12 protein-coding genes are annotated in these 15,641 nt (G+C 37.8%); 8 read left to right on the plus strand and 4 right to left on the minus strand.

Annotated elements, in window-relative coordinates; all coding sequences use genetic code 11:
* Positions 1-27: 27 nt before the first annotated feature.
* Complete coding sequence (locus BM141_RS08085; protein WP_091543660.1) at positions 28-1,203, minus strand: acetyl-CoA C-acyltransferase; 1,176 nt, start codon at positions 1,201-1,203, stop codon at positions 28-30.
* Positions 1,204-1,356: 153 nt separating this feature from the next.
* Positions 1,357-2,106, minus strand: coding sequence for a class I SAM-dependent methyltransferase (locus BM141_RS08090; RefSeq protein ID WP_091543663.1), 750 nt, complete (start codon positions 2,104-2,106; stop codon positions 1,357-1,359).
* A gap of 184 nt (positions 2,107-2,290) precedes the next feature.
* Here BM141_RS08090 and BM141_RS08095 point away from each other — a divergent pair, with 184 nt between their 5' ends.
* Complete coding sequence (locus BM141_RS08095) at positions 2,291-3,910, plus strand: ABC-F family ATP-binding cassette domain-containing protein (RefSeq protein WP_091543666.1); 1,620 nt, start codon at positions 2,291-2,293, stop codon at positions 3,908-3,910.
* Positions 3,911-4,012: 102 nt separating this feature from the next.
* Positions 4,013-4,930, plus strand: coding sequence for a DUF4178 domain-containing protein (locus BM141_RS08100; RefSeq protein WP_091543668.1), 918 nt, complete (start codon positions 4,013-4,015; stop codon positions 4,928-4,930).
* A 5-nt stretch (positions 4,931-4,935) separates the two neighbouring features.
* On the opposite strand, the gene BM141_RS08105 is transcribed toward BM141_RS08100, so the two are convergent.
* Positions 4,936-5,805: a transglutaminase family protein gene (locus BM141_RS08105; protein WP_091543671.1), complete on the minus strand. Its 870-nt coding sequence runs from the start codon at positions 5,803-5,805 to the stop codon at positions 4,936-4,938.
* Between the two features lie 327 nt (positions 5,806-6,132).
* Between BM141_RS08105 and BM141_RS08110 the strand changes: the two genes are divergently transcribed.
* From BM141_RS08110 to pyrR, 4 genes are all read left to right on the plus strand, one after another.
* On the plus strand, positions 6,133-7,488 hold the full coding sequence (locus tag BM141_RS08110; protein ID WP_091543674.1) for an NAD-dependent succinate-semialdehyde dehydrogenase: 1,356 nt from the start codon (positions 6,133-6,135) through the stop codon (positions 7,486-7,488).
* Between the two features lie 103 nt (positions 7,489-7,591).
* Complete coding sequence (locus tag BM141_RS08115) at positions 7,592-8,626, plus strand: potassium channel family protein (RefSeq protein WP_091543677.1); 1,035 nt, start codon at positions 7,592-7,594, stop codon at positions 8,624-8,626.
* A gap of 69 nt (positions 8,627-8,695) precedes the next feature.
* Entirely contained in the window at positions 8,696-9,793 is a 1,098-nt protein-coding gene (locus BM141_RS08120) for a 6-phosphofructokinase (RefSeq protein WP_091543680.1), read from the plus strand.
* 79 nt (positions 9,794-9,872) lie between these two features.
* Positions 9,873-10,418 carry a bifunctional pyr operon transcriptional regulator/uracil phosphoribosyltransferase PyrR gene (gene pyrR, locus BM141_RS08125; protein WP_091543684.1) on the plus strand — a complete coding sequence of 182 codons (546 nt, stop codon included), beginning with the start codon at positions 9,873-9,875 and terminating at the stop codon, positions 10,416-10,418.
* A 33-nt stretch (positions 10,419-10,451) separates the two neighbouring features.
* Here pyrR and BM141_RS08130 read toward each other — a convergent pair whose 3' ends face one another.
* Positions 10,452-11,348 (minus strand): flavin reductase family protein, encoded by an 897-nt coding sequence (locus tag BM141_RS08130; protein WP_091543686.1) that lies wholly within the window; start codon positions 11,346-11,348, stop codon positions 10,452-10,454.
* Positions 11,349-11,424: 76 nt separating this feature from the next.
* Here BM141_RS08130 and BM141_RS08135 point away from each other — a divergent pair, with 76 nt between their 5' ends.
* Positions 11,425-12,846, plus strand: coding sequence for a DUF4384 domain-containing protein (locus BM141_RS08135; protein WP_091543691.1), 1,422 nt, complete (start codon positions 11,425-11,427; stop codon positions 12,844-12,846).
* Positions 12,847-12,895: 49 nt separating this feature from the next.
* Positions 12,896-15,067 carry an outer membrane protein assembly factor BamB family protein gene (locus BM141_RS08140; RefSeq protein ID WP_245764018.1) on the plus strand — a complete coding sequence of 724 codons (2,172 nt, stop codon included), beginning with the start codon at positions 12,896-12,898 and terminating at the stop codon, positions 15,065-15,067.
* The last annotated feature ends 574 nt before the right edge of the window (positions 15,068-15,641 follow it).

Consider the following 15,641-nt stretch of genomic DNA (forward strand, 5'->3'; position numbering starts at 1 on the left):
CTCATTATCAATATTTTAATAAGAATACTAATTCAACAGCTCATATACCCCAGCTACCCCCTGTCCCCCACCTACACAAGCCGTTACCATACCATATTTTTGCTTTCTTCTTCTCATTTCATTAAAGAGTTGGATAGAAAGTTTTGCACCTGTGCAACCAAGCGGGTGTCCTAAGGCAATCGCTCCTCCATTGACATTTACGATTTCAGGGTTGATGTCCAAAGTACGAATTACCCCCAGAGCCTGAGCTGCAAATGCTTCATTTAGTTCTATTTGCTCAATATCTTGAAGTTTTAAACCTGCTTGTTTGAGTGCTTTGGGAATAGCCGCTACGGGACCTATGCCCATAATGCGCGGTTCTACCCCTACCGCCGCATAAGACATCATTCTGGCGATGGGCTTGAGATTATAACGTTGTACCATCTGCTCAGACATGATAAGAACAAAAGCCGCACCATCAGAAGTTTGTGAGGAATTTCCTGCGGTTACAGAACCCCCATTAGCAAAAGCAGGCTTCAATTTTGCTAAGGCTTCCAAAGAAGTATCTGCTCTGGGACCTTCGTCAGTATCTACTACAAATTCTCTTGTTTTTCTCTTTCCGCTTTCATCTATATAAGTTTCTGATACTTTGATAGGTACTATCTCTTCTTTGAATTTGCCTTCTTTAATTGCCGAAATAGCTTTCTGGTGAGAATGGTAAGAAAATACATCTTGGTCTTCTCTGGAAATTTTGTAGTCTTTGGCAACCTGCTCGGCAGTTAAGCCCATGCTAAGGTAATAGTCAGGGTGTTTTTCTGCTATTTTCCAGTTAAGTGCGGTCTTGTAGCCCATCATAGGGACTAAGGACATGGATTCTGTACCACCCGCAATCATACAATCAGCCAAGCCTGCGTGAATCTTGGCAGAGGCAAGGGAGATAGCCTCTACGCCAGAGCCACAGTATCGATTGATAATCATGCCTGCTACATTGATAGGTAAAGATAAAAGCGAAATCATACGTCCCATTTGCATTCCTTGTTCTGCCTCAGGAACAGCATTTCCTACGATTACATCATCTACTTCCGCAGGGTCAAAGTTAGGAATTGAACTTACCAAGTGTTTGATTACATCGGCGGCAAGGTCATCAGGTCTGGTAAATCTAAAACCACCTCTGCTTGCCTTGCCAACGGCAGTTCTATAACCAGCTACAATATATGCGTTCATATTTTTTAGTTTATGGTTTCTTATTTTGGATTTTATTAAAAGCTAAAATTGCTCTGCTTGCATAACAATTCCAAACTTATAAATTTTTTTTCATATTCAATATATAAGAGCAAACAAAATTTTTATTTCTAAGATTCCTAAATAAAATAGGGATTAGGGTTTGCTCACTGAAACAAAAATAGAGGTAGAAAGGAAAGGGATTGAGGTCGTATTTCCTTTAAAAACATGTTTGAGTAGCCAAGTTTTCAATTTGCCATCTTTCAACACATCTAAAGGGGCGGTAATATACTGCACATCTTCAGTGATGAATCCCGCTGAAGCTAAGAGCTTAATAATTCGCTTCTTAGTATAAATACGGGCATTGGCAAATCGTTCATGGATAGGGCGGGGAAGCCAAGAGAAAAAAGGTACTCTGTTCCAAGGGAGTAGCGGAAGTTTTGCTCCATGAGTTTCAAAAATCCACCACTTGTTGGGTACGCTGATTGCCGCTTTCCCCCCTGATTTGAGCATATCAAACAAGGCTTTTACATTCTTTTCCTCAGCTAAATGCTCAATGACCTCAAAGCAAATGATTCTATCAAATTGCTCAGGATATTTTTCTTTTTCAATATCAAAGATGATAAACTCACAGTTGCTTGCGTTTTGGGCTTGCTTCATTTGCTCAAAGACTTGCTGATGCGTGCTAAAAACCTCAAAACCAACACATTTTTTCATTTTGTCTGCCAAGAGAAACATAGAAGCCCCATTTCCACAACCTACGTCAGCGAGCGTAAGGTCTTTGCTACAAAAGTCTTTTATTTGCTCTGTCAAAGCAATTCTTTTTAGGATAATTCTATCTGTGAACTCCGCAGGTTTGCCCAAATAATGTCCCTCAACAAATAAGTTTTTATCGACAAAAGTCATTAAAAAGTAAAGATATGATGCTCAGAAATTCAATATAGTTTTGAAAAACCCTTTCAAAGTTAATTTTTTATAAGTTATAAAATCCTTACCTTTGCACAAAAAATTCAATTATCTTGAAAAAGATTGACAATTTTAAAAGTTAAAAAACACAGCAATCTCATTTTCAACAATTTAGCAAAATTCAATGATTTCAGTTTCTAATCTTTCCTTGCGCTATGGCAAGCGGGTGCTTTTTGACGATGTAAACGTCAAATTTACTGAGGGCAATTGTTATGGAGTAATCGGAGCAAATGGTGCAGGAAAATCTACCTTCCTTAAAATTTTGGCGGGAGAAATAGAATCTACCACAGGTCAGGTTTCTATCAATCCTGGGGCGAGAATGGCAGTGTTAAAGCAGAATCACTTTGAATTTGACCATGTTCCCGTTTTACAAACCGTACTTATGGGGCATAAAAGACTTTGGGAAGTCATGCAAGAAAAAGATGCACTTTACGCCAAGCCCGATTTTACTGATAAAGACGGGGAGAGAGTATCAGAGTTAGAAGCTGAGTTTGCAGAAATGGACGGCTGGAACGCTGAGAGTGATGCGGCAAGTATTTTGAGTTCTTTGGGCATCAAAGAGGACAAGCACTACTCGCTCATGAGCGAACTCAATGGAGCAGAGAAAGTAAAAGTGCTTCTGGCACAAGCCCTTTTTGGAAATCCTGATATTTTGCTTTTGGACGAGCCTACTAACGATTTGGACGTGGAAACTATTATGTGGTTAGAAGATTTCTTAGCAGACTTTAAAAATACGGTCATCGTTGTTTCTCACGACAGGCACTTTTTAGATTCAGTTTGTACTCACGTAGCTGATGTGGACTTTGGCAAAATCCAATTATATGCAGGGAACTATACTTTTTGGTACGAATCCAGCCAATTGGCTCTACGCCAGCGCAATGAGCAGAACAAGAAAAATGAGGAAAAACGTAAAGAATTGCAAAACTTCATAGACCGATTCAGTGCCAATGTCGCTAAATCTCGCCAAGCCACCAGTCGCCGCAAGATGTTAGAAAAACTGAATGTCGATGAGATTAAGCCTTCTAATCGTAAATATCCCGGTATTCAGTTTACCCAAGAAAGAGAAGCAGGCGACCAAATCTTAGAAGTAAAAAATCTTAGCAAAAAAACAGAAGAAAAAATACTCTTTTCTGATGTCAGCTTTACAGTGAACAAAGGCGATAAAATTGCTTTTCTTTCCAAAGACAGTTTAGCAATTACTACCTTTTTTGAAATTATTAATGAGCAAGCAAAAGCAGATGAAGGAGAGTTTAAGTGGGGGGTAACGATTACAAAAACCTACTTACCCAATGATAATAGTAAGTATTTCAACGGAGTAGAACTTAACTTGGTAGATTGGTTGAGGCAGTTTTCCGAAGAGAAAGACGAGTCTTTTATTCGTGGCTTTTTGGGAAGAATGTTGTTTTCTGGGGAGGAATCCCTGAAGAAAGCAAGTGTTTTGTCTGGTGGGGAAAAGATGCGTTGTATGATTGCAAAAATGATACTGAGCAAAGCAAATTTATTGGTCTTGGACGAGCCAACCAACCATTTGGATTTGGAGTCTATCACTGCCTTTAACAATGGATTGAAAGATTACAGAGGTACAGTATTATTTACTTCGCATGATCACGAGTTTGTACAAACCGTAGCCAACCGCATCATAGAGCTAACCCCCTCGGGCATCATAGACCGCCCAATGAGCTATGACGAATACATTACAGATGAGAAAATAAAGGCACTGCGTGAAAAGATGTATGCTACATAGCATTTTTAGTGTTAATTTTTTACTGTAATTTTTTTTTTGTTACTTTGAATAGGAAAGTGTAACTTTGAAAAAAATCCTAATCAGAATTTTAAATATTGCTCAATGGCAAATATTATTCCTTACTACGTAGAAAAAGATTTACCTTTTGCAGTAAGTGCGCAATTGGCAGATTTGCCCGAACAAGCTCAAAGGGACTTTTTGAATGAATATAATCGAAGAGCAAAAAATCTTGTGCTTTCTTATATTTTGCATTTTGTCTTTCCCGCTCACTATCTATACTTGGACAAAATACTTACCCAAATCATTTATTGGATTACCTTTGGCGGTTTTGGCTTTTGGTGGTTTATAGATATTTTTCGCATGTCTTCTTTGGTAAAAGATAGAAACAAAGAAATCGCCGATGAGTGTTTACGCTATATTTTGCATCAATACAAAGGACAGCATCAGCAAACATATAAAACGCAACCTACTTTTATTCCTAATACTCCACAACCAAAGCAACTACATACACCTGATTTTGACCCTATGCGTCCTTCTATTGAGTCTTTGAAAATGAACTATTTAGTAGATTACAATTTCAAGACTTGGCATGTTGTAGGGGAAACGCAGTACGATTGGAGTAACAATATTTCTGACAGAGAGTTCAAGTTGGTCAATGGCACTGATATTTTGTACTTAACGGTAAGGAGAGAGGGTATGTATGTACACTGCCATATTGGGAGTTTGGTGAATCTTTATTCTATAGATACTAACTTAGATAATTACATTTCTCAGTACCAAAACCCTCCAAATACAATTACGCAAGGGGATTTTACCTTTTTTAGAGAGAACCGCTTAGAAGGATATGCTTTTGACAAAGCATCTGCTACACCACCTCTTAGAGTGATTGCATGGGATTTTTATGATGCTAACCGAAGATTTCGACTTAGGATAGAGCAAACAGGAAGGAGTCAGTTCAAAGCCGTGCTTTCCCAAACAGCTAACGAGATAGATTTTACAGACATTCTCCCCATGGGCTAACTTTTTTACTCTATTCTAAGCACATCTACAGCTACTTTCATTGACTGCGCCCCACTGCTCATAATAATTCCCTTCAAAGGCGGAACATCGGCATAATCTCTGCCATAAGCAAGAGTAATGTATTGATTATTAACTAATTGATTATTGGTAGGGTCAAAATCTACCCAGCCTATTTCAGGGCTATACACTGCAAACCAAGCATGAGAGGCATCAGCCCCTACTAACTTTTCTTTACCTTCGGGGGCTATAGTTTCTATATAACCGCTCACATAATAAGCCGCCAAACCAATAGACCGCAGGCAGGCGATAGCTAAATGAGCAAAATCTTGGCAGACCCCTTTTTTATGTTTAAAAACATTGAGCAAAGGAGTAGCTACATTAGTAGCTCCCGCAACAAACTTAAAATCCTTGAAAATGCGGCGTGTTAAGTGCAAAGTAGCTTCCAATAAAGGACGAGAAGGAGTAAAAGACTTCAGCGTATATGCTTTTATTTCTGGTAAAATAGGAACTAAAGGGGATTCTAAGGCAAATTGTTTTGCCCATAAGTCTTGCTCAACAAGAGAATTTTGTAAAATATTTACAGTTTCTTCCCATACAAGCCTACTACTCAAATCATAATGCCTATTTACCTCGACCTGATGCGTAGCAATTACATTCATCTCATCGTGTGGATATTGGATAGCAAAGTAGGAAAATAGATTCCCTAAAAAATCATAATCTTCATTATATACAGAAGGTACTGGAGTGATATGGATTTTCTTTTGCAAACAATATTGAAAAGAGGCTTCTAAGGGCAGCATCCAAGCCTTGTTATGTGCCAAATTAACTTTTTCGTGGTACTTGTAATGTGTATGGTGTGTAATTTTGTACTTCAAGGTATGATGATGGTGTTTATTCTGTAATTTTATTAATTACTTACAAAACTATTGCAAATTAATGTCAAAATGCTTAAAAACTTGTAAATAAAAACAGATTCCTATTGCAATTTTTGCATTATTCATTAAGCAAACCTAATTATCATTTTTGATAATATAAAAAAATAAATACTTTCTATCAAATCAGACAAGTAAAAATAGCTTGATAAAACAAACATTTTTTTAATTCTTGGGTTTTATTAATTTTGTTTTTAAATTTATAGACTTAGATTCAATGTTATCAATATTAAATACTGATTTCTGAGCATCACTTTTAGTTTTCTATCCATGAAATTCAAAACCATTAATCCATATAATAATCGTCCTATTGAGGATTTTGATACCTATACCGATGAGAAAATAGCAGATATGCTATATATTTCCTCTCAGGCATTTATCTCTTGGAAGTCAAAATCTTATTCGGATAGGGCAGAGCTATTTTTTAAACTTTCAGATATTTTAAGAACCCGTCAGCAGGCTTTTGCGGATACCATCTCCAAAGAAATGGGTAAACCTATCAAAGAAGCCAAAGCAGAGATTATGAAGTGTGCGTGGGTATGCGATTATTATGCTCAACACGCAGCAAAATTTATGGCAGAGGAGGAGGTAAAAACTGATGCAAGCAAAAGCTATATAGTTTACGAACCTTTAGGAATCGTTTTAGGAATTATGCCTTGGAATTTCCCGTTTTGGCAAGTTTTCCGTTTTGCTGCACCCGCCCTTATGGCAGGGAATACTGTAGTGCTAAAACCAGCTACCAGCACTATCAGAGCGGGATTGGTCATAGAATATATCTTTTTGACTGCGGGTTTTCCAAGAGGTACCTTCCAAACTATTATTGCAGATAATGAGCAAATTAGACAGATGATAGGTAGCCCTTACATACAAGGAGTAGCACTAACAGGAAGTGAGAGAGCAGGCATTGCTGTTGCTTCTGCGGCAGGCGCAAATATCAAAAAAACAGTCTTAGAGTTGGGAGGAAGCGACCCCTTTATTGTATTCGCTGATGCAGACCTCAAAGAAGCTGCAAAAATTGGGGTACAATCACGCATGATAAATGGAGGGCAAAGTTGTGTAGCAGCAAAGCGTTTTTTAGTAGAGGAAAGCATTTTAGATAAATTTGTAGAGTTTGCTAAACAAGAAATGGAAAAATTAGTGGTAGGCGATCCTCTGGACGAGAAGACAGATGTAGGACCTATGGCTCGTTTGGATTTGGCGGAAAAACTACACGAGCAGGTACAAAAATCTATTAAAAAAGGAGCAAAGTTAGTCATGGGAGGAGAGCAGAGAGGGAGCTTTTACATGCCCACTATTTTGACTGAAGCCAAATATGGTATGCCTATTTTTGATGAGGAAACCTTCGGACCTATTATGGCTATTTCTTCTTTTAAAACAGAAGAAGAAGCAATTAGGTTGGCAAATTCTACGGATTTTGGCTTAGCAGCTACCGTCTTTACTCAAAACATACAAAGAGCAGAACGCATGAGTAGAGCATTAGAAGTTGGTTCTGTTTATGTCAATGCCTTGGCAAAATCAGACCCTCGTATGCCCTTTGGTGGGACAAAAAAGTCTGGCTATGGTCGAGAACTCTACATACATGGTATCAGAGAGTTTACCAATGTAAAAACGGTGTATATCGCATAAAAAGGAGTTTTTTACTTTTCACAAAAACGTATATAGGTTTGTAGTGCTTATATGCGTTTTTTTATTTTATTTTGGAAAATAGATTAAACTTATCAAAATCTTCATGGCAAGCACCAATGTTTTTAGCAAATTAAAACAATTTTTTATTGCATTTGGCTTATTTGCTCTTAGTGTAATTTCTGGCTTGATAGGTTTTCAAATCATAGAGGGCTACGGTTTTTCAGATGCTTTCTATATGACGATGATGGTCGTTTCTACTACTGGCATGAATGAAGTCAGACATTTAAGCGATAGCGGTAGGGCTTTTGTTTCCATATACTTAATTTTCAATTTATTAATTTTTGGTTATTTTATTTCAGTAGTAACATCTTATATCTTTGAGGGAGGTTTACAAGAAGTTTTCAAAAACTATATGACACACCGCGTTGCAAACAAGATGAAAGACCACACCATTGTTTGTGGATATGGAAGAAACGGTTCTAAGGCTTGCGAGGAGCTATTCCGCAGCAATATGCAATTTGCCATTATAGAAAAAGACCCTCAAAAGCTACAAGAAGCGATTAACTTATACGAAAATAAAAGAAATATTTATATATTGGAAGGTGATGCTACCTCTGACGAAGTATTGATAGATGCAGGCGTAAAAAAAGCTAAAACTATTATCTCTACACTTGGAGAAGATGCTGATAATGTATTTGTTACTTTGACAGCCAGAGAGCTAAATCCTCATATCAAAATTATTGCTAAGGCTATCAAAGAAAGTGCAGTGCCTAAATTGATGCGTGCAGGGGCGCATCACGTAGTTGTACCTGAGATTATTGGAGGAACTCACATGGCAAGTTTAGTAACTCGTCCTGATGTTATCGAGTTTTTGAGCATGCTTAATGGAGTTGGCAGTACAGAACTTCGTTTGGAAGAGATGAAAGTGATAGACATGAAAGACGAGTTCCAAGGGAAAGACATCAAAGAACTAAACGTAAGAGGGCTAACGGGAGTGAATATCATTGCTTATAAAGACTTAGATGGCTTTGTTTTTAACCCTACTCCTGAAACAATCTTAGAAACAGGAGGGGTGGTGATTGTGTTGGGAACAGAAAATGAAATTCGTACATTTATGTCTTATTTTGGAAAGTATTAGAAAGTATAGTCAAGCGAGCATTATTAAAAAGCTATTTACTCAAAATGATACATTTTAAAGCGTAACTTTATGAAAAAGAAAGTATTAGTAGCTACTGGGGGAGGGGATTGTCCCGGATTAAACGCGGTGATTAGAGCTATCGTGAAGCGAGCCAGCCAAGAACCAGATTGGGAAGTAATTGGAAGCATAGAAGCCTACAACGGCTTGCTCAAAGACCCTATGGAATTAGTAACATTGGACAACAAAGCGGTCGCAGGTATCCACGTCAAAGGTGGCACTATCATCAAAACTACTAACAAAGGAGGTCCTTTCAACTGGTCAGTACAGCAGCCTGACGGTACTTGGAAGAGTATAGATAGGTCAGATGAAATGATAGAACGCATGAACCGACTCGGTATAGAAGCTATCATCAGCATAGGGGGAGATGGCTCTCAACGTATCTCATTGGCTTTGCATGATAAAGGCGTAAAAATTATAGGTGTACCAAAAACTATTGACAACGACCTTGCTTCCACAGATTATACTTTTGGCTTTCAGACTGCTGTACAGGTAGCTACTGAAAGTTTTGATAAATTAGTAACAACGGCAGAAAGCCACAGCAGAGTAATGATTATGGAAGTCATGGGCAGAGATGCGGGTTGGATAGCCCTGCATACTGCCATAGCGGGAGGAGCAGAGGTATGCCTAATTCCTGAGATTCCGTATGACATTCATAAAGTTGTAGCCCGACTCAATTCAAGATTTACTAATGGTCGTGGTTTTGCTCATGTTATTATTGCTGAGGGAGCAAAACCGAAGGAAGGACAGATTTTTAGTAAAAAAAGTACAGAAATTGGCTATGAAAATGTCCGCTTAGGGGGAGTAGCCTTCAAGCTCTCTGCAGAACTCAAAGCAGCAGGCTTACAGGCAGATATTAGAGAAACCGTCTTAGGACACATACAAAGAGGAGGTACGCCTATTGCCTATGACAGAATTTTAGCTACCCAATTTGGCGTAAAAGCCTTTGAAATGGTATTAGCCAAAGATTTTGGAAAAATGGTAACTTACAAAAATAATGAAATAGGTACTGTTTCGCTCAAAGAAGCCGTAGAAAAGTATAATACCGTCAATCCAGATTCTTTTATCGTAAAAGCTGCTAAGGGAGTAGGTATTTCTTTTGGTGAATAGATTATACCCAAACAAAATTAGTTTGCCAAACCTGAAGGTATGAGTATAAAATAATACAAAAACTTATTTCAATAGATTTATGGAGAAAGTTTTGTTATTTGATGAAAAATCATTGGATATAACCATCAATCGCCTTTGCCAACAATTAATAGAGAATCATAATGATTTTCAGGATACTGTATTGGTAGGTATGCAACCCAGAGGAATTTTTTTTGCAGAAAGAGTAAAAAAAAAGTTAGATAAAATCACTGAAAAAAATATTCCTCTTGGATATTTGGACATCACCTTTCACAGAGATGACTTTCGCAGGCGCGAACAGCCTTTAATACCCAGCACTACTAAAATGCCTTTTTTAGTTGAGAAAAAAAAAGTTATACTTATAGATGACGTATTATTTACAGGAAGAACCATACGCGCCGCACTTTCAGTGATTAACGAATTTGGCAGACCAAAACAAATAGAACTTTTAGTGTTGGTGGACAGAAAATACAGCAGAGATTTGCCCATACAACCCAATTACGTAGGTAGGTCAGTCAATACTATCCAATCGCAAAGGGTACAAGTAGAATGGAAAGAACAAGGCACAACCAAAGATAATATTTGGTTAATCAATGAACAAAAATAAAAAAGCTCATTAGTACTATCTAACTCCTCTGAGTCAGATGCTCAATAATACCTTCCAAGCAGTCAAAACTTCTTTTTTCTCCAAATAAGTTTGGGCTAATTGATGAATCGCTTTTTCTAACTCAAAAGGCTGATTAGCAAATTGCTGGAGTAGATTTCTTATCTCTTCTGTCTTTTTAAATTCTTCAGTTTCTGCTTGGGAAGGTAGTTGTTCTATATTTCCTAATCGCCCTAAATTGTTTCCTGTCAGAACTGTACTGTTCCTGATACGTTCAGGAATATTATCTACTCCTATACCTTTGGTTTGCAGAGGTTTAGGCACTTCAAAAAGCATCTCTCCCTGCGACCTGCTGTACCAATCTCCTCCCATGCGTGCTACTAAGTCTATTTTATAAGGACTAATTTTGCCATTTTCATCAAAAATTTCCTCTTTCAAGTGCATCAATATCACCTCACAGATGACCAAGTTTCCTGCGCCTCCCTGCTCGCCTAAGGGAATAACTTGCTTGACCTTGCACTCCAAAGCGGCAGGCGACTCGGCAACTCTTGGAGGTTTTACTAAGACTGAAGGCTCAGGGGAGAGTCCAGCTTTGACAAACTCATTTACTCCCTTTTCATACTCAGTACTTGCCAAAGAAGTTTGCTCTACCATATTGTAATTCACTATATTAATCACTACTTCAGGGACTTCTATTACATTGTCCAAAGTGTGCTTGGTTGTATTGTCCCGCACCCTGCGCGAAGGTGAAAATACAACAATGGGAGGGTTAGCACTAAATAAATTAAAAAAGCTAAAGGGGCTTAGGTTTATTTTTCCTTCTTTGTCCATAGTACTTGCAAAAGCAATAGGGCGTGGAGCAACTACGCTTTGCAGATAGTTTTGCAGCGTAGGAGTACTAATTTCTTGCGGATAGATAGTTTTCCAAGACATAAATGAATATGGGTTTAGTTTACAACCTCTGCATACTTTTTGCGTTAATCTAAATACAAATTTACCCTATAAAACCATGAGCAAATATAAGATTATTTTTATTTGTACTGTTATTCTCTTTTCTTGCCAGTACTCTTTTTTTTGTTTTGCCCAAACCTTACAGTACAAAACGGGCTGCTTGTTTGATACCAGCAAATATGGAGAAGTTCCCCTCAAAGCGGCACTGCTGACGCGGGAGTACAAGGTGTTACCTCCAAGAAATTCGCTAAAAAAGTATTGCCCTATGCCAAGAAATCAAGGTGATTATGGCACTTGTACGGCTTGGGCAGTAGCTTACTCGGCTCGCACTATCATAGAAGCAAAACAAAATAATTTCATATCTCCTCAGCAAGTCAATCAGCAGGCTTTCTCTCCTTTTTTTACCTACGCTATGGCAAAGTTCAACTTTGATAAGGAATGTACTTATGGAACTTTCATTGCTGATGCTTTGGAAAATATGAAGAATAACGGTGCTGTCAAATATAACGATTTCAAGAGTGCATGTCCTACTTCTATTCCTTCATACTTAGTATCCAAAGCCCAAAATTTCAAAATTAAATCATATCTAAAATTATTTAATAACTATGATAATCAGCAAAATAGATGGCTAAAAGTTAATGCAGTGAAAAAAAGTCTATCCGAAGACAAGCCCGTAATTATTGGTATGAAATGCCCTATCTCTTTTCAAACAGCTAAAAACTGTTGGATTCCAAAAGAAAATCCCTCAGGAGAACATTATGGACACGCCATGACAGTTATAGGTTACGATGATGCCAAATTTGGAGGGGCTTTCGAGATCATGAATAGTTGGGGAACGACTTGGGGCAATCAGGGATTTATCTGGATACGCTATCAAGACTTTGCCAACTTTGTACAAGAGGCTTATGAAATGATAGAACTACCAAGTAAAAATCCTCCCCCTGCTACTGCTCTCTCGGCTGATTTATCAGGCAAGCTAAAAATAGTAACCGCAAGTGGCGAAGAGATAAAAACTACTTGGAACGGTAAGTGCTACGAGATAGAACGTCCTATAGCAGCAGGTACACGTTTTCGTTTGTACTTTTCCAATAATGAACCTGCCTACGTTTATGTTTTTGCTTCAGATAACCAAAACCATATCTCCCAACTTTTTCCGCATCAAGTAGGAGTTAGCCCTGCCCTTACTTCTAAGAAAAGTGAGTTAGCTATTCCCGACGAGGAGCATTATTTGGCAGTAGATGAAGGAAAAGGCAAAGATTATCTTTGTATTATCTATTCTAAGGAAATGCTTGATGTACAAAGCTTTAAAAATAATTTAGAAAATAGTACAGGATACTTTACTGACAAAGTTCAACATATTTTATCCTCAAAATTAGTTGCTAAACAAGATATTAAGTATAAAACCAATGAGATAGCATTTTCTGCAATAAGTAAAGGCAAGGAAACCGTTTTGCTCACGGTAGAGATTTCGCATCAATAGGAGTTTTTTATAATCAAAAACTTTTATACCTTTGGACAAATAAAAAATAATGAAAATGAAAAAATATTTGCTCTGGGCTTTTTTAGTCCTTGTGTCTGCTATGCTTAATTTGAGTTGTGATTTTGCTCCCTCACAAACATCTACCGATTGGACTACTTATGGCGGCGATAAGGAAGGTTCGCGCTATTCTGCTCTTACTCAAATCAACAAAGAAAATGTCAAAAACTTAAAAGTAGCATGGATTTATCGCACAGGAGATGCCGATACAATAAACAACCGCTCCCAAATACAGTGTCAGCCCATAGTCATTAAAGGAGTACTTTATGCTTCTTCACCTCAAAAAAAGTTTTTTGCCTTAGATGCCTCTACAGGTAAAGAACTCTGGATCTTTGACCCTTTAAAAGAAATATCAGAAGGGGAATACGCTTGGGCAGGAACTAATAGAGGAGTAACTTATTGGGAATCAGGTGAAGATAAAAGAATTTTAGCTACCGCAGGAGCTTATCTCTTTGCTATCAATGCTAAAACAGGAGAGATTATCCGCTCTTTTGGCAAAGACGGCAAAGTAGATTTGCATGAGGATTTGGATTATCATAAAAAAGACTTTTTCATCGTTTCCAATACTCCCGGTATTGTTTACAAAGATTTACTTATTTTAGGTATGAGAGTATCCGAAGGTGCTGATGCAGCACCGGGACACGTTAGAGCATACAATATAAAAACAGGAAAAAGAGAATGGATTTTCCACACTATTCCTCGCCCCAAAGAATTTGGTTTTGATACTTGGGAAGACTCAGCAGCTTGGAGAAAAGTAGGGGGAGCAAATAATTGGGCAGGCATGAGTTTGGACGAGCAGAGAGGCATTATCTTCGTTCCTACTGGCTCGGCGGCATTTGACTTCTATGGTGGCAACCGCAAAGGAGCAAATTTATTTGCTAACTGTTTGATTGCACTCAAAGCAGATACAGGAGAACGTATTTGGCACTTTCAAACCGTTCATCACGATATTTGGGACAGGGACTTGCCTGCCAATCCCAATTTGGTAACTATCACCAAAGACGGTAAGCCAATAGATGCTGTCGCTCAAATTACTAAACATGGTTTTGTTTTTTTATTTGAAAGAGAAACAGGAAAGCCTATTTTCCCTATTGAGGAGGTAGCTGTACCTTCCTCTGACTTAGCAGGAGAACAAACTTATCCTACTCAGCCCATTCCTTCTTTACCTGAGCCTTTTGTCCGTCAGCTATTCACACAAGAAGAAATCACGAACATTTCACCAGAAGCAAATGAATATGTCAAGAAGATTTGGCAAGGATTGAGAAAAGGACATCTTTTCACGCCACCAAGCAAAGAGGGAACTATTATCTTTCCCGGATTTGATGGGGGAGGGGAGTGGGGCGGTGCCTCTTTTGATAAAGAATCAGGTATTTTATATGTCAATGCCAATGAAATGGCTTGGATATTGAAAATTATTGATATAGAACAAGCCGACGTATTAGATTTTGCCAAAATGGGAAGGAATATATATGTAAAAAATTGTGCAGTTTGTCATGGAGAAAATCGTGAAGGCAATACAGGGGGAAACTATCCTCCTTTGGTAGATATAAAAAAGAAATATAAACAAGGTGATGTAGTCAATATACTCAACAATGGAAAAGGCATGATGCCTGCTTTCAAACAACTTAGCAATGGGGAAAAAGAAGCCTTAGTAGCTTATCTCTTAGAAATAGAAGGAAAAAAAGAAGTGATTATGAAAGAAGTATCTGAAAAGAAGAAAGATAAGCGTAGCGTAGAAATACCTTACACCACCACAGGCTACAATCGCTTTTTTGACCAAAATGGTTATCCTGCAGTTCGGCCTCCTTGGGGCACGCTCAATGCGATAGACCTTAGCTCAGGGAAGATTCTTTGGAAAGTTCCCTTAGGAGAATATGAAGAACTTACCAAAAAAGGTGTCCCTATTACAGGTACAGAAAATTATGGAGGTCCCATTACCACCAAAGGAGGCTTAGTGTTTATTGGAGCGAGTAAAGATGAGAAATTTCGTGCTTTTGACAAAGACAATGGAAAAATCCTTTGGGAAACTAAACTTCCTGCGGCGGGCTATGCTACACCATGCACCTACGAAGTAAACGGCAAGCAATATGTAGTTATAGCCGCAGGAGGCGGTAAAATAGGTACTAAATCAGGAGATGCGTATGTGGCTTTTGCCTTAGAATAATCTACTAATGTACTCAATCAAAAGTAGGTGGTGGTTTAGGAATTTTCCTTAGTAAAAATTTCTTTTCCATCAGTATAAAATTAAGGTTATGAAAAACTATCTGGTTCTTTGACGCTTTTTGTGGAGTTAGCAAATAAATAATACTACATGTAAATTAAGCTCATAAAGCTGTAATTTTTGTAGAAAACAGTAAGCCCAATATACGCAACGCCGCAGGTATGAAATATGCCACCGCTACGCAGTTTTAAGTAGGCATATTCATTATTTTCTTTCTACAAAAATAGCACACCTACAGTGTTAGTCAATACAGACTAAAACATAGTTTTATACAGAAAGTGTCACAGAGCCAACTATTTTATTTTGGGTATAATTCTGTAAAGACTACTATGTAATCTATAAAATCTCGTTTCTAAACAAGTAATATTAATAAGTTTTAGACGTTCCACGTGGAACGTCTAAAACTTATTAATATTTGTACTTCATTATAGATAATTACCTATACTCTACTTCTATAAACCAAAATACATAACCTAAGTGTTCCACGTGAAACATTTATGTATTGTATCCTATTTAA

This window comes from Thermoflexibacter ruber, assembly GCF_900113045.1.
Lineage (GTDB): Bacteria > Bacteroidota > Bacteroidia > Cytophagales > Thermoflexibacteraceae > Thermoflexibacter > Thermoflexibacter ruber.